The organism is Pluralibacter sp. (assembly GCF_019237635.1).
Taxonomy (GTDB): Bacteria; Pseudomonadota; Gammaproteobacteria; order Enterobacterales; family Enterobacteriaceae; genus Enterobacter_B.
In genome coordinates, this window is the sequence record NZ_JAFAGS010000094.1 from 17,932 (window position 1) to 39,509 (window position 21,578).

At 54.1% G+C, this 21,578-nt stretch carries 21 protein-coding genes; 18 read left to right on the forward strand and 3 right to left on the reverse strand.

What is annotated here, in order from left to right:
* The first annotated feature begins 7 nt into the window (after positions 1–7).
* The 17 genes from atpB (at position 8) to phoU (ending at position 17,910) form a co-directional block, all read left to right on the forward strand.
* Positions 8–823, forward strand: coding sequence for a F0F1 ATP synthase subunit A (gene atpB, locus JO226_RS11080; protein WP_293568514.1), 816 nt, complete (start codon positions 8–10; stop codon positions 821–823).
* A gap of 49 nt (positions 824–872) precedes the next feature.
* Positions 873–1,112 (forward strand): F0F1 ATP synthase subunit C, encoded by a 240-nt coding sequence (atpE, locus tag JO226_RS11085; protein ID WP_000429386.1) that lies wholly within the window; start codon positions 873–875, stop codon positions 1,110–1,112.
* Positions 1,113–1,168: 56 nt separating this feature from the next.
* Positions 1,169–1,639 (forward strand): F0F1 ATP synthase subunit B, encoded by a 471-nt coding sequence (gene atpF, locus JO226_RS11090; protein ID WP_013368354.1) that lies wholly within the window; start codon positions 1,169–1,171, stop codon positions 1,637–1,639.
* A gap of 14 nt (positions 1,640–1,653) precedes the next feature.
* The gene (gene atpH / locus JO226_RS11095) at positions 1,654–2,187 is read left to right on the forward strand and encodes a F0F1 ATP synthase subunit delta (protein WP_293579759.1); all 534 of its coding nucleotides are present in this window, start codon (positions 1,654–1,656) and stop codon (positions 2,185–2,187) included.
* 12 nt (positions 2,188–2,199) lie between these two features.
* A complete protein-coding gene (gene atpA / locus JO226_RS11100; RefSeq protein ID WP_293579761.1) occupies positions 2,200–3,741 on the forward strand; it encodes a F0F1 ATP synthase subunit alpha in 1,542 nt (513 codons plus the stop codon).
* A gap of 50 nt (positions 3,742–3,791) precedes the next feature.
* Positions 3,792–4,655: a F0F1 ATP synthase subunit gamma gene (gene atpG, locus JO226_RS11105; protein ID WP_293579763.1), complete on the forward strand. Its 864-nt coding sequence runs from the start codon at positions 3,792–3,794 to the stop codon at positions 4,653–4,655.
* A 26-nt stretch (positions 4,656–4,681) separates the two neighbouring features.
* Positions 4,682–6,064, forward strand: coding sequence for a F0F1 ATP synthase subunit beta (gene atpD / locus JO226_RS11110; protein WP_293579765.1), 1,383 nt, complete (start codon positions 4,682–4,684; stop codon positions 6,062–6,064).
* Between the two features lie 20 nt (positions 6,065–6,084).
* Positions 6,085–6,504: a F0F1 ATP synthase subunit epsilon gene (locus JO226_RS11115; RefSeq protein WP_293579767.1), complete on the forward strand. Its 420-nt coding sequence runs from the start codon at positions 6,085–6,087 to the stop codon at positions 6,502–6,504.
* A gap of 300 nt (positions 6,505–6,804) precedes the next feature.
* The gene (glmU, locus tag JO226_RS11120; RefSeq protein WP_293579769.1) at positions 6,805–8,175 is read left to right on the forward strand and encodes a bifunctional UDP-N-acetylglucosamine diphosphorylase/glucosamine-1-phosphate N-acetyltransferase GlmU; all 1,371 of its coding nucleotides are present in this window, start codon (positions 6,805–6,807) and stop codon (positions 8,173–8,175) included.
* A 177-nt stretch (positions 8,176–8,352) separates the two neighbouring features.
* Complete coding sequence (gene glmS / locus JO226_RS11125) at positions 8,353–10,182, forward strand: glutamine--fructose-6-phosphate transaminase (isomerizing) (protein WP_293579771.1); 1,830 nt, start codon at positions 8,353–8,355, stop codon at positions 10,180–10,182.
* Positions 10,183–10,324: 142 nt separating this feature from the next.
* Positions 10,325–11,227, forward strand: coding sequence for a GyrI-like domain-containing protein (locus JO226_RS11130; protein WP_293579773.1), 903 nt, complete (start codon positions 10,325–10,327; stop codon positions 11,225–11,227).
* Between the two features lie 48 nt (positions 11,228–11,275).
* Positions 11,276–13,033 carry an amidohydrolase gene (locus JO226_RS11135; RefSeq protein ID WP_293579774.1) on the forward strand — a complete coding sequence of 586 codons (1,758 nt, stop codon included), beginning with the start codon at positions 11,276–11,278 and terminating at the stop codon, positions 13,031–13,033.
* A gap of 332 nt (positions 13,034–13,365) precedes the next feature.
* Positions 13,366–14,406: a phosphate ABC transporter substrate-binding protein PstS gene (gene pstS / locus JO226_RS11140; RefSeq protein WP_293579775.1), complete on the forward strand. Its 1,041-nt coding sequence runs from the start codon at positions 13,366–13,368 to the stop codon at positions 14,404–14,406.
* A gap of 82 nt (positions 14,407–14,488) precedes the next feature.
* Positions 14,489–15,448 carry a phosphate ABC transporter permease PstC gene (gene pstC / locus JO226_RS11145; RefSeq protein WP_293579776.1) on the forward strand — a complete coding sequence of 320 codons (960 nt, stop codon included), beginning with the start codon at positions 14,489–14,491 and terminating at the stop codon, positions 15,446–15,448.
* Positions 15,448–16,338 carry a phosphate ABC transporter permease PstA gene (pstA, locus tag JO226_RS11150; protein WP_293579777.1) on the forward strand — a complete coding sequence of 297 codons (891 nt, stop codon included), beginning with the start codon at positions 15,448–15,450 and terminating at the stop codon, positions 16,336–16,338. The genes pstC and pstA overlap by 1 nt, the downstream gene beginning before the upstream one ends.
* A 46-nt stretch (positions 16,339–16,384) precedes the next feature.
* Positions 16,385–17,158: a phosphate ABC transporter ATP-binding protein PstB gene (gene pstB / locus JO226_RS11155; protein ID WP_293579778.1), complete on the forward strand. Its 774-nt coding sequence runs from the start codon at positions 16,385–16,387 to the stop codon at positions 17,156–17,158.
* A gap of 26 nt (positions 17,159–17,184) precedes the next feature.
* Positions 17,185–17,910: a phosphate signaling complex protein PhoU gene (gene phoU, locus JO226_RS11160; RefSeq protein ID WP_293579779.1), complete on the forward strand. Its 726-nt coding sequence runs from the start codon at positions 17,185–17,187 to the stop codon at positions 17,908–17,910.
* Positions 17,911–17,998: 88 nt separating this feature from the next.
* Here the strand turns inward: phoU and yieH are convergent, their stop codons facing one another.
* Positions 17,999–18,664, reverse strand: coding sequence for a 6-phosphogluconate phosphatase (yieH, locus tag JO226_RS11165; protein ID WP_293579780.1), 666 nt, complete (start codon positions 18,662–18,664; stop codon positions 17,999–18,001).
* A 169-nt stretch (positions 18,665–18,833) separates the two neighbouring features.
* Between yieH and JO226_RS11170 the strand changes: the two genes are divergently transcribed.
* On the forward strand, positions 18,834–20,171 hold the full coding sequence (locus JO226_RS11170) for an NCS2 family permease (RefSeq protein ID WP_293580941.1): 1,338 nt from the start codon (positions 18,834–18,836) through the stop codon (positions 20,169–20,171).
* A gap of 42 nt (positions 20,172–20,213) precedes the next feature.
* Here the strand turns inward: JO226_RS11170 and JO226_RS11175 are convergent, their stop codons facing one another.
* Positions 20,214–20,780: an NADPH-dependent FMN reductase gene (locus tag JO226_RS11175; protein WP_293579781.1), complete on the reverse strand. Its 567-nt coding sequence runs from the start codon at positions 20,778–20,780 to the stop codon at positions 20,214–20,216.
* Positions 20,765–21,559 carry a hypothetical protein gene (locus JO226_RS11180; RefSeq protein WP_293579782.1) on the reverse strand — a complete coding sequence of 265 codons (795 nt, stop codon included), beginning with the start codon at positions 21,557–21,559 and terminating at the stop codon, positions 20,765–20,767. Before JO226_RS11180 ends, JO226_RS11175 begins: the two co-directional genes overlap by 16 nt.
* Positions 21,560–21,578 lie beyond the last annotated feature (19 nt).

The following is a 21,578-nucleotide window of genomic DNA, read 5'->3' on the forward strand; positions in this document are numbered from 1 at the left end:
AGGCATCATGGCTTCAGAAAATATGACGCCGCAGGATTACATAGGTCACCACCTGAACAACCTTCAGCTGGACCTGCGTACATTCTCGCTGGTGGATCCGCATAACGCCCCGGCCACCTTCTGGACGCTCAACATTGACTCCATGTTCTTTTCGGTCGCACTGGGGCTGTTGTTCCTGGTGATGTTCCGCAGCGTGGCGAAGAAAGCGACCAGCGGCGTGCCAGGGAAATTCCAGACCTTTATCGAAATGATCATCGGCTTCGTCCATGGCAGCGTTAAAGACATGTACCACGGCAAGAGCAAGGTTATTGCTCCGCTGGCCCTCACCGTGTTCGTTTGGGTTTTCCTGATGAACCTGATGGACCTGCTGCCAATCGACTTGCTGCCATACATCGGTGAACACATTTTCGGCCTGCCTGCACTGCGCGTGGTACCGTCAGCTGACGTGAACATCACCCTGTCTATGGCGCTGGGCGTATTTATCCTGATTCTTTTCTACAGTATCAAAATGAAAGGCGTAAGCGGCTTTGTGAAAGAGCTGACCTTGCAGCCATTCAACCACTGGGCGTTCATTCCGGTTAACTTAATCCTGGAAGGCGTCAGCCTGCTGTCCAAACCGATTTCTCTCGGTCTGCGACTGTTCGGCAACATGTATGCGGGTGAGCTGATTTTCATTCTGATCGCGGGTCTTCTGCCGTGGTGGTCACAGTGGCTTCTGAATGTGCCTTGGGCCATTTTCCACATCCTGATCATTACGCTGCAAGCCTTTATCTTCATGGTTCTGACGATTGTCTATCTGTCGATGGCATCTGAAGAGCATTGATTCTTTACCAACACTACTACGTTTTAACTGAAACAAACTGGAGACTGTCATGGAAAACCTGAATATGGATCTGCTGTACATGGCTGCCGCTGTGATGATGGGTCTTGCGGCAATCGGTGCTGCGATCGGTATCGGCATCCTCGGGGGTAAATTCCTGGAAGGCGCAGCGCGTCAGCCGGATCTGATTCCTCTGCTGCGTACTCAGTTCTTTATCGTTATGGGTCTGGTGGATGCTATCCCGATGATCGCTGTAGGTCTGGGTCTGTACGTGATGTTTGCTGTCGCGTAGTAAGTTGCACGGAATAAACCTAAGCCACAGTTGTTAATTTTAAGAGGTATTGTGCTGTGAACATGAACGCAACAATCCTCGGCCAGGCCATCGCGTTTGTTATCTTTGTTTGGTTCTGCATGAAGTACGTATGGCCGCCGTTAATGGCAGCCATTGAAAAGCGTCAAAAAGAGATTTCTGACGGCCTTGCTTCTGCTGAACGCGCTAAGAAAGATTTGGACCTTGCACAGGCCAACGCGACCGACCAGCTGAAAAAAGCGAAAGCGGAAGCCCAGGTAATCATTGAGCAGGCGAACAAGCGCCGTTCTCAGATCCTGGACGAAGCGAAAGCGGAAGCAGAACAGGAACGTAGCAAAATCGTTGCGCAAGCACAGGCAGAAATTGATGCCGAGCGTAAACGTGCTCGCGAAGAGCTGCGTAAGCAGGTCGCGATTCTGGCTGTTGCTGGTGCCGAGAAGATCATCGAACGTTCCGTGGATGAAGCTGCTAACAGCGACATCGTGGATAAACTTGTCGCTGAACTGTAAGGAGGGAGGGGCTGATGTCTGAATTTGTTACGGTAGCTCGCCCCTACGCCAAAGCAGCTTTTGACTTTGCCGTCGAACACCAGAACGTCGACCGCTGGCAGAATATGCTGGCGTTTGCCGCCGAGGTGACGAAGAACGACCAAATGGCTGAGCTTCTTTCTGGCGCGCTGGCGCCAGAAACGCTTGCTGAGTCGTTTATCGCCGTATGCGGTGAGCAACTGGATACCAACGGCCAGAACCTGATTCGGGTAATGGCGGAAAATGGTCGTCTGAGAGTGCTCCCGGATGTTCTTGAGCAGTTTGCGCACTTACGTGCCCTTAGCGAGGCTACCGCAGAAGTTGAAGTGACTTCTGCGACCCAACTGAGTGAAGAACAGCTTTCGAAAATCACCGTCGCGATGGAAAAACGTCTGTCACGCAAAGTGAAGCTGAATTGCAAAATCGATAAGTCTGTAATGGCAGGCGTTATCATCCGAGCGGGTGATATGGTCATTGATGGCAGCGTACGCGGCCGTCTTGAGCGCCTTGCAGACGTCTTGCAGTCTTAAGGGGACTGGAGCATGCAACTGAATTCCACCGAAATCAGCGAACTGATCAAGCAGCGCATTGCTCAGTTCAACGTTGTGAGCGAAGCGCACAACGAAGGTACAATTGTTTCTGTAAGTGACGGTGTTATCCGTATCCACGGCCTGGCCGATTGTATGCAGGGTGAAATGATCTCCCTGCCGGGTAACCGTTACGCTATCGCACTGAACCTGGAGCGCGACTCCGTAGGTGCGGTGGTCATGGGCCCATACGCTGACCTCGCCGAAGGCATGAAGGTGAAGTGTACTGGCCGTATTCTTGAAGTTCCGGTTGGCCGCGGCCTGCTGGGTCGCGTGGTGAACACCTTGGGTGCGCCAATCGACGGTAAAGGTCCGGTTGAGCACGATGGCTTCTCCCCAATCGAAGTTATCGCGCCGGGCGTAATCGAACGTCAGTCCGTCGATCAGCCGGTTCAGACCGGTTATAAATCCGTTGATGCCATGATCCCAATCGGTCGTGGTCAGCGTGAACTGATCATCGGTGACCGTCAGACCGGTAAAACCGCGCTGGCTATCGACGCCATCATCAACCAGCGTGACTCCGGCATCAAGTGCGTGTATGTCGCTATCGGTCAGAAAGCGTCTACCATCGCGAACGTGGTTCGTAAGCTGGAAGAGCACGGCGCGCTGGCTAACACCATCGTTGTGGTGGCTACCGCTTCTGAATCCGCTGCACTGCAGTACCTCGCGGCATACGCGGGTTGCTCAATGGGCGAATACTTCCGCGACCGCGGCGAAGATGCGCTGATCGTTTACGATGACCTGTCCAAACAGGCTGTTGCATACCGTCAGATCTCCCTGCTGCTCCGTCGTCCGCCAGGACGTGAAGCATTCCCGGGCGACGTATTCTACCTCCACTCTCGTCTGTTGGAGCGTGCTGCGCGTGTTAACGCCGAATACGTCGAAGCCTTCACCAAAGGTGAAGTGAAAGGGAAAACTGGTTCTCTGACCGCGCTGCCGATTATCGAAACGCAGGCAGGTGACGTTTCCGCGTTCGTTCCGACCAACGTAATCTCCATTACCGATGGTCAGATCTTCCTGGAAACCAGCCTGTTCAACTCCGGTATTCGTCCGGCGGTTAACCCGGGTATCTCCGTATCCCGTGTTGGTGGTGCAGCTCAGACCAAGATCATGAAGAAACTGTCCGGTGGTATCCGTACCGCGCTGGCGCAGTATCGTGAACTGGCGGCATTCTCCCAGTTTGCATCCGACCTTGATGATGCAACCCGTAAACAGCTCGATCACGGTCAGAAAGTGACCGAATTGCTGAAGCAGAAACAGTATGCGCCGATGTCCGTTGCGCATCAGTCTCTGGTTCTGTTCGCAGCTGAACGTGGTTACCTGGCGGATGTTGAACTGGCGAAAATCGGTAGCTTCGAAGCCGCTCTGATGGCTTATGTTGACCGTGACCATGCTCCGCTGATGCAAGAGATCAACCAGTCCGGTGGCTATAACGACGAAATCGAAGGCAAGCTGAAAGGCGTCCTCGATTCCTTCAAAGCAACCCAGTCCTGGTAACGTCTGGCGGCCTGCCTTAGGGTGGGCCGCAAGGCATTGAGGAGAAGCTCATGGCCGGCGCAAAAGAGATACGTAGTAAGATCGCAAGCGTCCAGAACACGCAGAAGATCACTAAAGCGATGGAGATGGTCGCCGCTTCCAAAATGCGTAAATCGCAGGAGCGCATGGCGGCCAGCCGTCCTTATGCAGAGACCATGCGCAAAGTGATTGGTCACCTTGCCAGCGGTAATCTGGAATATAAGCACCCTTACCTGGAAGAACGCGACGTAAAACGCGTGGGCTACTTGGTAGTGTCGACTGACCGTGGTCTGTGCGGTGGCTTGAACACCAACCTGTTCAAAAAGCTGTTGGCGGATATGAAAGCGTGGTCCGATAAAGGCGTTCAGTGCGAACTCGCAATGATCGGCTCTAAAGGCGTCTCTTTCTTTAATACCGTTGGCGGCAACGTGGTTGCTCAGGTAACCGGTATGGGGGACAACCCTTCCCTGTCCGAACTGATCGGCCCGGTAAAAGTGATGTTGCAGGCCTACGATGAAGGCCGTCTGGACAAGCTTTACGTTGTCAGCAACAAATTTATTAACACCATGACTCAGGTTCCGACCATCACTCAAATGCTGCCGCTGCCGGCATCAGAAGATGAAACGTTGAAGCATAAATCCTGGGACTACCTGTATGAGCCAGATCCGAAAGCGCTGCTGGATACCCTGCTGCGTCGTTACGTCGAATCTCAGGTTTATCAGGGCGTGGTAGAAAACCTGGCCAGCGAGCAGGCCGCACGTATGGTGGCGATGAAAGCCGCAACCGACAATGGCGGCAGCCTGATTAAAGAGCTGCAGTTGGTATACAACAAAGCTCGTCAGGCCAGCATTACTCAGGAACTCACCGAAATCGTCGGTGGTGCATCCGCGGTATAACCAGGTTAATTCGTAGAGGATTCAAGATGGCTACTGGAAAAATTGTCCAGGTAATCGGCGCCGTAGTGGACGTCGAATTCCCTCAGGATGCCGTACCGCGCGTGTACGATGCTCTTGAGGTTCAGAATGGTACAGAGCGCCTGGTGCTGGAAGTTCAGCAGCAGCTCGGTGGTGGTATCGTACGTACCATCGCAATGGGTTCCTCCGACGGTCTGCGTCGCGGTCTGGAAGTGAAAGACCTCGAGCACCCGATCGAAGTCCCGGTAGGTAAAGCGACGCTGGGTCGTATCATGAACGTACTGGGTGAGCCGGTCGACATGAAAGGCGAAATCGGCGAAGAAGAGCGTTGGGCGATTCACCGTCCGGCGCCGTCCTATGAAGAGCTTTCCAACTCTCAGGAACTGCTGGAAACCGGCATCAAAGTTATGGACCTGATTTGTCCGTTCGCGAAGGGCGGTAAAGTCGGTCTGTTTGGTGGTGCGGGCGTAGGTAAAACCGTAAACATGATGGAGCTTATTCGTAACATCGCGATCGAGCACTCCGGTTACTCTGTGTTTGCGGGCGTTGGTGAGCGTACTCGTGAGGGTAACGACTTCTACCACGAAATGACCGACTCCAACGTTATCGATAAAGTATCCCTGGTGTATGGCCAGATGAACGAGCCGCCGGGAAACCGTCTGCGCGTTGCGCTGACCGGCCTGACCATGGCTGAGAAATTCCGTGACGAAGGTCGTGACGTTCTGCTGTTCGTCGACAACATCTACCGTTACACCCTGGCCGGTACTGAAGTATCCGCACTGCTGGGCCGTATGCCTTCAGCGGTAGGTTACCAGCCGACCCTGGCGGAAGAGATGGGCGTTCTGCAGGAACGTATTACCTCCACCAAAACCGGTTCTATCACCTCCGTTCAGGCGGTATACGTACCTGCGGATGACTTGACTGACCCGTCACCAGCTACCACCTTTGCTCACCTGGATGCAACCGTGGTACTGAGCCGTCAGATAGCGTCCCTGGGTATCTACCCGGCCGTTGACCCGCTGGATTCCACCAGCCGTCAGCTGGATCCGCTGGTTGTTGGTCAGGAACACTACGACACCGCGCGTGGCGTTCAGTCCATCCTGCAGCGTTATCAGGAACTGAAAGATATCATCGCCATCCTGGGTATGGATGAACTGTCTGAAGAAGATAAACTGGTGGTAGCTCGCGCGCGTAAGATCCAGCGCTTCCTGTCCCAGCCGTTCTTCGTAGCAGAAGTCTTTACCGGTTCTCCGGGTAAATTCGTCTCGCTGAAAGACACCATCCGTGGCTTTAAGGGCATCATGGACGGCGAATACGATCACCTGCCGGAGCAGGCGTTCTACATGGTTGGTTCCATCGACGAAGCTGTGGAAAAAGCCAAAAAACTTTAACGCCTTAATCGGAGGGTGATATGGCAATGACTTACCACCTGGATGTCGTCAGCGCAGAGCAACAAATGTTCTCTGGTCTGGTCGAGAAAATCCAGGTAACGGGTTGCGAAGGTGAACTGGGTATTTACCCGGGTCACGCCCCGCTGCTCACCGCCATTAAGCCTGGTATGATCCGCATCGTTAAACAGTTCGGTCATGAAGAGTTTATCTATCTGTCTGGCGGCATTCTTGAAGTGCAGCCTGGTACCGTGACCGTTCTGGCTGATACCGCGATTCGTGGTCAGGATCTCGACGAAGCGCGAGCCCTGGAATCGAAGCGTAAAGCGGAAGAGCACATTAAGAGCTCTCACGGCGACGTGGATTACGCTCAGGCGTCTGCGGAACTGGCCAAAGCGATCGCGAAACTGCGCGTTATCGAGTTGACCAAAAAAGCGATGTAACACCGGCTTGAAAGCACAAAAGCCAGTCTGGTTTCCAGACTGGCTTTTTTTATGCCTTGCGCGCAGGCTTTATTCAATCGACAAAAAAACAGCGAAAGCAAAAGCATAGCCGCTAAACTTCAGATTACTGGCATTTATTACGGGACAAATCGGGTTACGATGGCCGAAAATAGCCGGATGAAATCGTTTTATGCCCGGGCGCTGAGCATTTTTCCTACATTCCATTTCATGATGCAAAATATGTAGAATTTTCAACGCGAAAGGTTTTTACTTCCCACTCAAACTACCGTCAGGATACGTATGTCAAACAGTGCGATGAGCGTGGTTATCCTTGCCGCAGGCAAAGGTACCCGCATGTATTCCGATCTTCCGAAAGTGCTGCACACGTTGGCAGGAAAGCCGATGGTTCAGCATGTCATTGATGCTGCGAAACATTTAGGCGCGGTTCAGGTGCATCTGGTGTATGGCCACGGCGGCGAACTACTTAAGCAAACGCTGTGTGAAGATAAGCTCAACTGGGTGCTACAGGCTGAACAGTTGGGGACCGGCCATGCGATGCAGCAGGCGGCGCCGTTCTTCGCCGACGACGAAGAGATAATGATGCTGTACGGCGACGTACCGCTTATCTCCGTTGAAACCCTCAGGCGCCTGCGCGAGGCAAAACCGCAGGGCGGCATCGGGCTGCTGACGGTGAAGCTGGACAACCCGACAGGTTATGGTCGCATTACGCGTGAAAACGGCAGTGTCAGCGGTATCGTCGAGCAGAAAGACGCGACCCAGGAACAGCGTCAGATTAAAGAGATCAACACCGGTATTTTGATTGCCGGCGGCGCGGATTTAAAACGCTGGCTATTGAAGCTCAACAACAACAATGCCCAGGGCGAGTATTACATCACCGACATTATCGCCATGGCCTATCAGGAAGGCCGCGAAATTGCCGCCGTTCACCCCGATCGTCTGAGTGAAGTGGAAGGCGTCAACAACCGCCTGCAACTCTCTCGTCTTGAGCGCGTCTACCAGAGCGAGCAGGCGGAAAAGCTGTTGCTGGCGGGTGTAATGCTGCGCGATCCCTCACGTTTTGATCTCCGCGGCACACTCTCGCACGGGCGTGATGTGGAAATTGATACTAACGTTATTCTTGAAGGTCGCGTCACCCTCGGCAATCGCGTCAAAATCGGCGCTGGCTGCGTGATTAAAAACAGCGTCATTGGCGATGATTGCGAAATCAGTCCGTATTCGGTCGTTGAGGATGCACAGCTTGACGTCGCGTGCACGATTGGCCCATTTGCCCGTCTGCGCCCTGGCGCGCAGCTGCTGGAAGGGGCGCACGTCGGCAACTTCGTCGAGATGAAAAAAGCGCGTCTGGGTAAAGGTTCTAAAGCAGGCCACCTGAGCTACCTGGGCGATGCGGAAATTGGCGACAACGTGAATATCGGCGCCGGTACGATTACCTGTAACTACGATGGCGCGAACAAATTCAAAACCATCATTGGTGATGACGTGTTTGTCGGTTCCGATACTCAACTGGTGGCGCCGGTCAGCGTCGGTAAAGGCGCGACCATTGCGGCGGGTACGACCGTAACGCGCGATATCGCCGACAATGAACTGGTATTAAGCCGCGTGCCGCAGACCCACAAGCAGGGCTGGCAGCGCCCGGTGAAGAAAAAGTAAACGGTTTTCTCTCTTCCTTTGCGGGAAGAGGTCAGGGTGAGGGGATAATATAATCCCCCGCCCAATGGCACTACCCATAAAAATAACCCCACTCTCTACAAGGCTCGGGGCGCCCGGAAAAGGGCAAACAGGTCAGCGACAACGCATGGCATAACGCCATATTCAGGAAATTTAACTATGTGTGGAATTGTTGGCGCAGTCGCGCAGCGTGATATTGCTGAGATCCTTCTCGAAGGTCTTCGTCGTCTGGAATACCGTGGCTATGACTCTGCCGGGTTGACCGTTGTTGATAGCGAAGGGCAAATGACACGCCTGCGTCGTCTCGGAAAAGTGCAGATGCTGGCTCAGGCGGCGGAAGAACATCCGCTGCATGGCGGCACCGGTATTGCGCATACCCGTTGGGCGACGCATGGAGAACCTTCCGAAGGCAACGCGCATCCTCATGTGTCAGAACACATCGTTGTGGTTCACAACGGTATTATCGAAAACCACGAGCCGCTGCGCGAAACGTTGAAGTCTCGCGGCTACGCTTTTGTGTCGGAAACCGATACCGAAGTGATCGCGCACCTGGTGCACTGGGAGCTGGAGCAGGGCGGTACGCTGCGTGAGGCGGTACTGCGCGCGATCCCGCAGCTGCGCGGCGCCTACGGCACGGTTATCATGGATACCCGCGATCCGAGCACCCTGCTGGCGGCCCGTTCCGGCAGCCCGCTGGTCATTGGTCTGGGCATGGGTGAGAACTTTATCGCCTCCGATCAGCTGGCTCTGCTGCCGGTAACCCGTCGCTTTATCTTCCTCGAAGAGGGCGATATCGCAGAGGTGACCCGTCGTTCGGTCACCCTCTTCGACAAATCCGGCGCACAGGTACAACGCCAGGATATCGAGTCCAATCTGCAATACGACGCGGGTGATAAAGGTATCTACCGCCACTACATGCAAAAAGAGATTTACGAGCAGCCGAACGCGATTAAAAACACCCTGACCGGGCGTATCCGCCACGGCCAGGTAGATCTCAGCGAGCTGGGTGCGAATGCCAATGAAATGCTCGCGAAGGTTGAGCATATCCAGATTGTCGCCTGCGGTACGTCCTACAACTCCGGTATGGTTTCCCGTTACTGGTTTGAAGCGCTGGCCGGTGTGCCGTGCGATGTCGAGATCGCCTCCGAGTTCCGTTATCGCAAGTCCGCGGTACGTCGTAACAGCCTGATGATCACCCTTTCCCAGTCTGGTGAAACGGCGGATACGCTGGCGGCGCTGCGCCTGTCCAAAGAGCTGGGCTACCTCGGTTCGCTGGCGATTTGCAACGTGCCGGGCTCTTCGCTGGTGCGCGAATCCGATCTCGCGCTGATGACCAAAGCGGGAACCGAAATCGGCGTGGCTTCCACCAAAGCGTTCACTACCCAACTGACGGTTCTGCTGATGCTGGTGGCGAAGCTGTCGCAGCTGAAAGGGCTGGATGCCGCTATTGAGCAGGATATCGTTCAGGGCTTGCAGGCGCTGCCGAGCCGCATCGAACAGATGCTGTCGCAGGATAAACGCATTGAGCAGCTTGCTGAAGATTTCTCCGACAAGCATCACGCGCTGTTCCTTGGCCGCGGCGATCAGTATCCGATTGCCCTGGAAGGCGCGCTGAAGCTCAAAGAGATTTCCTACATTCATGCGGAAGCGTATGCCGCAGGCGAGCTGAAGCACGGCCCGCTGGCGCTGATCGACGCCGATATGCCGGTTATCGTGGTGGCGCCGAATAACGAGCTGTTGGAAAAACTGAAATCCAATATCGAAGAAGTTCGCGCCCGCGGTGGTCATCTGTATGTTTTTGCCGATCGCGATGCTGGCTTCTCCAGCAGCGACAACATGCACATCATTGAGATGCCGCATGTGGAAGAGGCGATTGCGCCTATCTTCTACACCGTTCCGCTGCAACTGCTCGCCTATCACGTGGCGCTGATCAAAGGCACAGATGTTGACCAGCCGCGTAACCTGGCGAAATCGGTGACGGTTGAATAAAATGCGTCCCTCACCAAAATAAATTTGGTGGTAACGCAAAAAATCCGGTGATGCCGCTTGAAAGGCATACCGGATTTTTTTTATGGTCGAACACCAACCACAAATAAGACGTCGCTGCTGCTGAAATGAGGGAATAACTCTGATGCCTCAGGATTACAGAAAGCAGATTTTTAAGGCGATGGACTACATCAGCCAGCGTCTTTATCTTAACCCTACGCTTGAAGAAATCGCCAGCGAGGTGGCGATTTCCAGTTTTCACTTTCACCGTATTTTCCGGGCGCAGGTGGGGGAAACTATCGCGGAGTTCACCCGTCGGCTGCGGATGGAAAGAGCTGCAATAGGCTTGATGGAATCTCCGCAAGGCGACATTACCCGGCTTGCGCTGCGCATAGGCTTTTCCAGCTCACAGAATTTTGCCAAAGCGTTTCGTCACCACTTTTCCTTATCCCCGGGTGAATTTCGCCGCCGTCATCTCGCGACAATGAAAAGCAAGGCAGGAAACGTCGCGCCACCGAAAACTGCCTATTCTCAACTCGATGCGATGCAGGCGGCAATGAACGACGTTACGTTTTTATCCGCCAACATTGTGTCATTGCCTGCCAGGCGAGTGGCATATATGCGCAGGCTCGGGCCATACGGGAAAGAAACATGTCAATTAACGCATCAGGATTTGCTGGCCTTGTTTCCAGCAAGAACCCCCTTACAGCCAGCCGGGATGCTGTGCATCTATTGGGATGCGCCTGAAATTACGTTAGCGTCAAAATGCCGCACCGATGTTGGTTTTGAGCTCTCCCCTGGAGAGAAGCCTGACAGAGGCGTTGCGGTGCAGACGCTTTCAGCAGGAACCTACGCCGTGTGTAAATTTGCGGCCTGCTGTGAACGGATAGAGGATACCTGGGATATTGCGTTGGCCTGGGTCAAAACCCGGGGGTATATTCATGGCGACAGGCCTTGCTATGAAAAATATTATAATGAAACCGATACTATCCGTGATTACTATGTTTATGATATTTGCATCCCTTTAAAAAACACACCAGAAGAATAACGTCTTACAACAATTATTATCGTGTTTATTCGCAACGCAACGGAGTTAATGATGAAACGTTTGACGATTTTTCTGGCAAGTACGCTGGCTATTTCCTCTTTTACTGTTTGTGCTCAGCAGAACAATAACAGAGTTCTTATCTATGGTGGTGAAATATATAGCGCAGACCCTGACGATCCGCACCCGGAAGCCATCGGTATCGAAGGTAAGAATATTATTGCGGTGGGGCGCTATCAGGATGTGCTGCATCAGATGGGACAGGACGCAAAACGGGTAGACCTGCAAGGGAAGTACCTGATGCCGGGCATGATCGACACGCATGCTCATGTCGCTGATGCTGGGTTTCAGACCCTAACGCTCGAGTTTCCTGAAGGAATGAAAAATGCTGGCGAAATAACGTCTTTTGTCGAGAAAAATAAAAATAACCCACAGCGTGATATTCAGGGAATACAGTACTACAGTAATGTTTCTTTGGATTACTGGAATAATATAAATCTGTTAGATACCGTTTTTAACGCGCCAGCGTATAAAAATATTCCGGTTGTCCTGGCTGGATATGATGCTCATACCGGTTGGGTTAACCAGGCCATGCTGCGCAAAGCGGGAATAACCCCCGAGATGTTACGTACAGCAGACAGCCGTATTAAAGCGGGTACAGGATTAACGCCAGATGGCAAAATAAATGGCTTTGTGACGGAAGGGGCATGGGATCGGGTATTGAGCTCAATTCCTCCGGTGGACGATGCAAAAATAGCGCAATCCATTACGGCGGGCGCGAATGTGATGAATCGCTTTGGCGTGACGGCCTGGATGGAGCCGCTGAGCAACATTCGTCCGCTGGCGCCTATGTTTGATGCCAACCCGGGCCGCTCGGATGAGGGGTTACTTCCCGCCTATACGTCGCTGGCGAAGGCCGGGAAATTAACCGCGCACGTTACCGGGCTGGCGTTGGTCAATATTAATGCTTCGCCTTCGGCGATTGATGATGTTGTGGCGCTGCGCGAGAGATTTTCGTCAACCGCAGACTTCGGGCTGGCAGGGATTAAAATTTTCCAGGATGGGGTTATCGAATACCCCTCCCAGACGGCAAAACTGAGCCAGCCTTATCTTAATCGCCCTGGTTATAGCGGCGATAACTCGCTGGATAAGGTGAAGTATTGCCAGCTGATTGCCAAAGCTGATGCTGAACGTCTGATCGTGCATTTCCATGCGATTGGCGATCGTGCCGTACAGGAGTCTCTTGATGCGGTCGCCTGCGCCCGTAAGGAAAATGGCGACAGCCATATACTGCACAGTATCACCCACCTTGAAGTGGTAAGCCCGCAAAGCTTTCCCCGTTTTCAGCAGCTGAACGTCGCGGCTTCCATGCAGCTCTTGTGGGCGGGTAAAGATGGCGCCTCGACGATGCTGGTGGACGGAAAAGTACCTGCGCCGTTATTACAGCATCTCTACCCTGCAGGCGAACTGTATCGCCACCATGCGCTGATAGCTGGCGCCAGCGACTGGCCTGTCTCCAGCCCTAATCCGCTGCTGGCGATTTATACCGCCGTTACGCGTATCGGCGAGCAGGGCGAGTTGCCTCCGGATAGCGAGAAAATCAGCAGGGCGGCGATGTTGCAGGCGTACACCCTGAACGCCGCGAAAGTCATTGGCCGTGATAACGCGATAGGCTCCATTGCGGTTGGAAAAAGCGCGGACCTGGTTCTGTTCGATCGCAACCTGGAGAAGGTAAGCATCGAAAAACTCAGAGATGCCAATGTTATCTGGACGATGTTTGAAGGCCAGACCGTATACCACGGACGCTAAGCTCATCGAAAAGGCTGCCAAACGGCAGCTATTCTCTTCTCTTCTGCCTGTTTTTTCATCACCCGGTAAAAGAATACGCTTCGCCGGGTTGATGACAAACTGTCATCTTTGACTACGCTTTTAGGTGTCACAAAAATAAAACTTCACTGACAATTGGCTGTCATAAATATTTATAACTTATTGATATTAAATGTATTTATTTGTTCAGTTTATCTAAAATTTCGATTGTCATAAAACTGTCATAATTCGTACATTTAACTGTCACCTGTTTGTCCTATTTTGCTCACCGTAGCCACTTAAACAACGATTTACGAATTCTTGCAGGAGACATTATGAAAGTTATGCGTACCACTGTCGCAACTGTTGTCGCCGCGACCTTATCGATGAGCGCTTTCTCTGCATTTGCAGCAGCGAGCCTGACTGGCGCTGGTGCAACGTTCCCTGCGCCGGTGTATGCCAAATGGGCGGATACCTACCAGAAAGAAACCGGCAACAAGGTTAACTATCAGGGTATCGGCTCCTCCGGTGGCGTTAAACAAATCACAGCAAATACCGTTGACTTCGGCGCGTCTGACGCCCCGCTGAGCGACGATAAGCTCTCTCAGGAAGGCCTGTTCCAGTTCCCGACCGTAATCGGCGGTGTCGTGCTGGCGGTTAACCTGCCTGGCTTCAAATCCGGCGAGCTGGTGCTCGACGGCAAAACCCTGGGCGATATCTACCTGGGCAACATCAAAAAGTGGGACGACGAAGCGATTGTTAAACTGAACCCGGGCAAGAAACTGCCTTCTCAGAACATCGCCGTGGTTCGTCGCGCTGACGGTTCTGGCACCTCTTTCGTCTTCACCAGCTACCTGGCTAAAGTGAACGAAGAGTGGAAATCCAAAATCGGCGCTGGTTCTACCGTTAACTGGCCGACGGGTCTGGGCGGTAAAGGCAACGACGGTATCGCTGCTTTCGTACAGCGTCTGCCGGGCTCCATCGGCTACGTTGAATATGCTTACGCGAAGCAGAACAACCTGACCTACACCAAGCTGAAGTCTGCTGATGGCGCTGACGTCAGCCCGACCGAACAGAGCTTCTCCAACGCGGCGAAAGGCGCTGACTGGAGCAAATCTTTCGCTCAGGACCTGACCAACCAGAAAGGCGCGGACGTGTGGCCAATCACCTCCACCACCTTCATTCTGGTGCACAAAGAGCAGAAGAAACCTGAGCAGGGCGCTGAAGTGCTGAAATTCTTTGACTGGGCCTATAAAAACGGCAGCAAAGAAGCGAATGCGCTGGATTACGCTTCTCTGCCGGAAAGCGTGGTTGAGCAGGTACGTGCTGCATGGAAGACCAACGTAAAAGACAGCAGCGGTAAAGCGCTGTACTAATTGGAAAAAATAACGAAAATGGCGGGTGGTGATGGTGCTTACCCGCCCATATTCGTAAAACGTCTTAACTGAAGAGTAATTTATGGCTGCAACCAAGCCTGCATTTAATCCCCCGAGCAAAAAGGGTGACCTCCTCTTCGGCGCGCTGGTAAAACTGGCTGCGCTGATTGTGCTATTTATGCTCGGCGGCATTATCGTCTCCCTGATTTTCTCCTCCTGGCCTAGCATCCAGAAATTCGGTTTCTCCTTCCTGTGGACGAAAGAGTGGGATGCGCCGAATGACATCTACGGTGCGCTGGTGCCTATCTACGGCACGCTGGTCACCTCCTTGATTGCGCTGCTGATCGCCGTTCCGGTGAGTTTCGGCATCGCGCTGTTTTTGACGGAGCTGGCGCCAAACTGGCTGAAACGCCCGCTGGGTATCGCGATTGAGTTGCTGGCGGCCATTCCGAGTATTGTTTACGGCATGTGGGGCCTGTTTATTTTTGCTCCGCTGTTTGCCACCTGGTTTCAGGAGCCGGTCGGGAACGTGCTGTCTGCCATTCCCATTGTCGGCTCCCTGTTCTCTGGCCCGGCTTTTGGTATCGGTCTGCTGGCCGCTGGCGTGATCCTCGCCATTATGATCATTCCGTACATCGCCGCTGTTATGCGCGACGTATTTGAACAAACCCCGGTGATGATGAAAGAGTCGGCCTACGGCATCGGCTGCACCACCTGGGAAGTTATCTGGCGCATCGTGCTGCCGTTTACCAAAAACGGCGTGATTGGCGGCGTAATGCTCGGCCTTGGCCGCGCGCTGGGTGAAACCATGGCGGTCACCTTTATCATCGGCAACACCTACCAACTCGACAGCGCCTCGCTGTTTATGCCAGGTAACAGCATTACCTCTGCGCTGGCCAACGAGTTTGCGGAAGCTGAATCCGGCCTCCACGTCGCTGCGCTGATGGAGCTGGGTTTAATTCTGTTCGTGATCACCTTTATCGTCCTGGCGATTTCTAAACTGATGATCCTGCGCCTCGCGAAAAACGAGGGGGCACGTTAATGGCGACTCTTGAAATGCAAACGACGGCTGAACTGGCGGAGTCCCGCCGCAAAATGCAGGCCCGCCGCCGCACCAAAAACCGTATCGCGCTGACGCTTTCAATGGCGACGATGGCGTTCGGGTTGTTCTGGCTGGTGTGGATCCTGTTTTCTACCGTTGTACGCGGCATCGACGGCATGTCGCTGGCGCTGTTTACCGAAATGACGCCGCCGCCGAACACTGCGGGCGGTGGTCTGGCGAATGCCCTGGCCGGTAGCGGCCTGTTAATCCTGTGGGCGACGGTTTTCGGTACGCCGCTGGGGATTCTGGCGGGCGTCTACCTGGCTGAATATGGCCGTAAATCCTGGCTGGCGGAAATCATCCGTTTTATCAACGATATTCTGCTTTCGGCGCCGTCTATCGTTGTCGGTCTGTTCGTTTATACCATCGTGGTCATGCAGATGGAGCACTTCTCCGGCTGGGCGGGCGTTATTGCGCTGGCGCTGCTGCAGGTGCCTATCGTTATTCGTACCACCGAGAACATGCTGAAGCTGGTGCCGGACAGCCTGCGTGAAGCGGCCTACGCGCTGGGTACGCCGAAGTGGAAGATGATCTCCGCGATTACGCTGAAAGCGTCGATATCCGGCATCATGACCGGGGTGTTGCTGGCCGTCGCGCGTATTGCGGGCGAAACCGCGCCGCTGCTGTTTACCGCGCTGTCGAACCAGTTCTGGAGTACCGACATGATGCAGCCGATTGCCAACCTGCCGGTGACCATTTTCAAATTTGCAATGAGCCCGTTTGCTGAGTGGCAGCAGCTGGCATGGGCAGGGGTGTTGATTATTACCCTCTGCGTCCTGTTGCTGAACATTCTGGCTCGCGTGATTTTCGCGAAACGTAAACACGGTTAATTTTTACGGCGCGGCGAAAGCGGCGTCGAATGAGGAAGAGATTGAGATGAGTATGGCGAATACCGGCCCAGGTAAAATTACGGTTCGTGATTTGAACTTCTACTATGGCAAATTCCATGCCCTGAAGAACATCAACCTGGATATCGCGAAAAACCAGGTGACGGCGTTTATCGGCCCGTCTGGTTGCGGTAAATCCACCCTGCTGCGTACGTTCAACAAAATGTTCGAACTGTACCCGGAGCAGCGCGCTGAAGGTGAAATCCTGCTGGATGGCGACAACATCCTTACCAATACCCAGGATATCGCGCTGCTGCGCGCGAAAGTCGGCATGGTCTTCCAGAAGCCGACGCCGTTCCCGATGTCCATCTATGACAACATCGCCTTTGGCGTGCGCCTGTTTGAGAAACTCTCCCGCGCCGATATGGACGAGCGCGTGCAGTGGGCCTTGACCAAAGCCGCATTATGGAACGAAACCAAAGATAAACTGCACCAGAGCGGGTATTCTCTCTCAGGTGGTCAGCAGCAGCGTCTGTGCATCGCACGCGGTATTGCGATTCGCCCGGAAGTCCTGCTGCTTGATGAGCCGTGTTCAGCGCTTGACCCTATCTCAACCGGTCGTATTGAGGAGCTGATCACCGAGCTTAAAGAGGATTACACCGTCGTTATCGTTACGCACAACATGCAGCAGGCTGCCCGTTGCTCCGACCATACGGCGTTTATGTATCTTGGCGAGCTGATTGAGTTCAGCAACACGGACGATCTGTTTACTAAGCCCGCGAAGAAACAGACTGAAGACTATATTACTGGCCGCTACGGTTGATTTGCTTTAGTGCATGTGGAGAAACCATGGACAACCTTAACCTTAATAAACATATTTCCGGCCAGTTCAACGCAGAACTGGAGCATATTCGTACCCAGGTGATGACCATGGGCGGGCTGGTGGAGCAGCAACTGTCTGATGCGATCACTGCCATGCATAACCAGGATAGTGAACTGGCGAAACGCGTCATCGATGGCGACAAACAGGTCAACATGATGGAAGTGGCGATTGATGAGGCCTGTGTGCGCATCATCGCCAAACGTCAGCCGACGGCGAGCGACCTGCGTCTGGTGATGGCTATCATTAAAACCATCGCCGAGCTTGAGCGTATCGGCGACGTGGCGGATAAAATCTGCCGTACGGCGCTGGAGAAGTTCTCTCAGCAGCACCAGCCTCTGCTGGTGAGCCTGGAGTCGCTGGGTCGTCATACCGTCCAGATGCTGCACGACGTGCTCGACGCGTTTGCGCGTATGGATCTTGATGAAGCGGTACGTATTTACCGTGAAGACAAGAAAGTGGATCAGGAGTATGAAGGCATTGTGCGTCAGCTGATGACCTACATGATGGAAGACTCCCGTACGATCCCGAGCGTGCTGACCGCGTTGTTCTGCGCCCGTTCAATCGAGCGTATCGGTGACCGTTGCCAGAATATTTGCGAGTACATCTTCTACTTCGTCAAAGGCCAGGACTTCCGTCACGTGGGCGGCGATGAACTGGAAAAACTGCTGGCGGAAAAAGAGCCGAAAGCGTGATGTTTGTGGCGGGTGGCGCTGATGCTTACCCGCCCTACAATACCAGCCCGTTTTTTTCCCTCGCTCCTCTGGGGAGAAAACCGGAAACTCATCGTGTGATCTTCCACCCTCGCGTTTTCCACAGTTCCGGCAGTTGCGCCAAATCGGTAAACGTCGTCACCTTCGGGTGGTTGAGAGGTTTGTTGTGCGGATCGGCGCAGAAGTAGAACACCTCCATGCCTGCCGCAATACCTGATTGCGCGCCTGCGGTCGAATCATCCACCAGAATGCAGTTTTCAACGTTCACGTTCATCGTTTTCGCCGCATGGAACATCAGCGCCGGGTCGGGCTTCCAGCGCTGAATGTCGTAGCCGCTGAACAGCTTCTCGGGAAAATGGTGCAACATGCCGGTTTTCCCCAGCGAATGCTCCATTTTACTCACCGGCCCGTTCGACACCACGCACATCGGCACCGCCATGGCATTGAGCAGCGCATTCGCGCCAGCAATCACCTCAAGCTCAGTATCAAACAGGCGCGCCACTTCAGCGCGGTATACCGGCTCAAGGCGGGCTGTTTGCAGGTCAACGCCGTATTCCGCGTTGATGGTATCAATGATTTCGTAGAGTTTTACCCCTTTGAAACGTTTAAAAATTTCGTCGAGCTCAAGCGTAATGCCGAACTCCTGGAACATGTGCACATAGGCACGCGAACAGATAACCTCGCTGTCGACGAGCGTCCCGTCGCAGTCGAAAAATACCGCCTCAATACTGGACATGCCGTTTCCTGTCTTAACAAGTTTAACGTTTACTCACTGCAATTCGCCTGACGCAATCGTTGCCGTATAAGAAAATTCAATGAAAAAAAATGTGTCTCAGGCACCCCTATTGTCGCATTTTGGTATAGGATAGCGACGAATTTTCCCCTCCTTTGTTTGGAACCAGATGATGAGCCAACAACACACAACCCAGGCTTCGGGTCAGGGACTGCTTGAGCGCGTGTTTAAACTGCGCGACCACGGCACTTCGGCTCGCACCGAAGTGATCGCCGGTTTTACGACGTTCCTGACGATGGTTTATATCGTCTTCGTTAACCCGCAGATTCTGGGCGCGGCTGGCATGGATACCAGCGCGGTCTTTGTGACAACCTGTCTTATCGCCGCATTTGGCAGCATTTTGATGGGGCTTTTTGCTAATCTGCCGGTTGCGCTGGCGCCAGCAATGGGTCTTAACGCCTTCTTTGCGTTTGTCGTGGTCGGCGCGATGGGGCTGCCGTGGCAGATTGGTATGGGCGCGATTTTCTGGGGCGCTATCGGCCTGCTGCTGCTGACGATTTTCCGCGTCCGCTACTGGATGATCGCCAATATTCCGGTGAGCCTGCGCGTGGGGATTACCAGCGGCATCGGCCTGTTTATCGGCATGATGGGGCTGAAGAACGCCGGGGTCATTGTGGCGAACAAAGAGACTCTGGTGGCCATCGGCAACCTGACGTCTCACAGCGTGCTGCTGGGCGTGCTGGGCTTCTTTATCATCGCGATTCTGGCCTCCCGCAACATTCATGCGGCGGTGCTGGTTTCTATCGTGGTCACCACGCTGCTGGGCTGGATGCTGGGCGATGTCCATTACACCGGAATTGTGTCCACGCCGCCGGATGTCACTTCTGTCATTGGTCATGTCGATCTCGCCGGTTCCCTGAACATCGGTCTCTCGGGCGTGATTTTCTCCTTTATGCTGGTTAACCTTTTTGACTCCTCCGGTACGTTGATCGGCGTTACCGATAAAGCGGGTCTGACCGATGAGAAAGGCAAATTTCCGCGCATGAAGCAGGCGCTGTTTGTCGACAGTATCTCCTCCGTTGCCGGTTCCTTTATCGGGACGTCTTCCGTTACCGCGTATATCGAGTCGTCCTCTGGGGTGTCTGTGGGCGGGCGTACCGGCCTGACTGCGGTGGTCGTTGGCCTGCTGTTCTTGCTGGTTATCTTCCTCTCCCCGCTGGCGGGTATGGTACCGCCGTATGCGGCGGCTGGCGCGCTGATTTACGTCGGCGTACTGATGACCTCAAGCCTTGCTCGCGTGAAATGGGAAGATCTGACGGAAGCCGTTCCCGCGTTTATCACTGCGGTGATGATGCCGTTCAGCTTCTCGATCACCGAGGGGATTGCGCTGGGCTTTATCTCTTACTGCGTGATGAAAATCGGTACCGGTCGTTTCCGCGACCTCAGCCCTTGCGTCATCGTCGTCGCGCTGTTGTTTGTGCTGAAGATTGTGTTTATCGACGCGCATTAATGCATGTGTCTCCCTCGCCGTCTGGCGAGGGAGACAGGAAGGCTATACTTTCACCCGCTGAATATACTCACCAAACGCGGTCAACTGACTGGTCAGATGATCCCGCGTGCTCTGGTCAATCACTTCACCCGATTGCGGGTCCACCTTATTCTGAATCACGCCGCCCATAAACTCAGGTTTGTTCATCACCATGGCATCCAGGAACACGAGGATCTGGCGCAGGTGATACTGGCAGCGCGCGCCGCCGATAGCGCCCATTGAGCTGGTCTGAATCAGCACCGGCTTGCCGGACAGCGGCTGGTTCGGCAGACGCGACAGCCAGTCGATGGCGTTCTTCAGGCCGCCCGGCACCGAATAGTTATACTCCGGCGTGACAATCACGACGCCGTCGGCGTCACGAATCTGCGCTGCCAAAGCCTCAACGCTTTGCGGAAACCCTTCCTCTTGCTGGATATCCGCATCGTACAGCGGAATATCGGCAATCGACGGCAATGGCGATATGCGCATTCCGGCGGGGGCTATTTTCGGCAGGGTACGGGCGACCATACCGTTAAATGAACCTTTGCGCAGGCTTCCCAGTAACGTAACAACGTTCAATGCTTCAGACATGATGACTCCTTTTCATCGCAGGACACGGCCTGGTTGAGTATAAGGGCTTTTTCTGCGGGCAGGCTGGTAAAACGCATCAGACAACCGGCGGGGGCATTGGCGCGGGCATTCATATCCGGCAGGCTTCGCCAGCCGCGCTGGGCGTCAAACTCCCAGACTTTTAGCCTCTCTATCGAGGGACTGGCGGCAATCGACCACACCAGCACGTCTTCGGCATCGCAAATCGCTTCGATCTGCTGAACGCGAGTGGTGCGCAGGCGTCCCGAACCCGGCAACAGCTGCAGCTGTTGCGCGCAATTGTTATGTACATCGCCGGTGAGCTTCAGGATACTCTGGCGCAGCGTCGCTAGCTGGATGCGCGCTTCGTTAGGGTCGCTCTGGTTGTTTATCCACAGCGTTTCGTTATTGCTGAACGGGTAGTTATCGAGCGCTCTCGGGCTCTGGAAGTTGCGCATCGCGCGCTGTAGCTCCATATCGAGGCCGCACTCGCCTTCGGTACAAAGCGCAACGCCGACGATATTCCCGGCGTAAGCAATGGAAAAACGCGGCTGGTCGCGGTCGCGAAACACCGGTTTGCCATCCGGTCGGATAAGGATATCCGGCAGTTGGCGGACGCCGTACAGCATGCTCATCAGCTCAGCGAGCAGCGCCCGCGAGGCGAGGAAACGTGTGCGGCGGTGCTGCGGCATTCGACGTGCGTCGTTATGGCAGGATGCGGGCAGACGTACTGAGATGAGCTGCCCGTCGTTAAAGATCCCTCTTGCAAAGTGCGTTGCCATTATTTCTCTCCGTGATTAA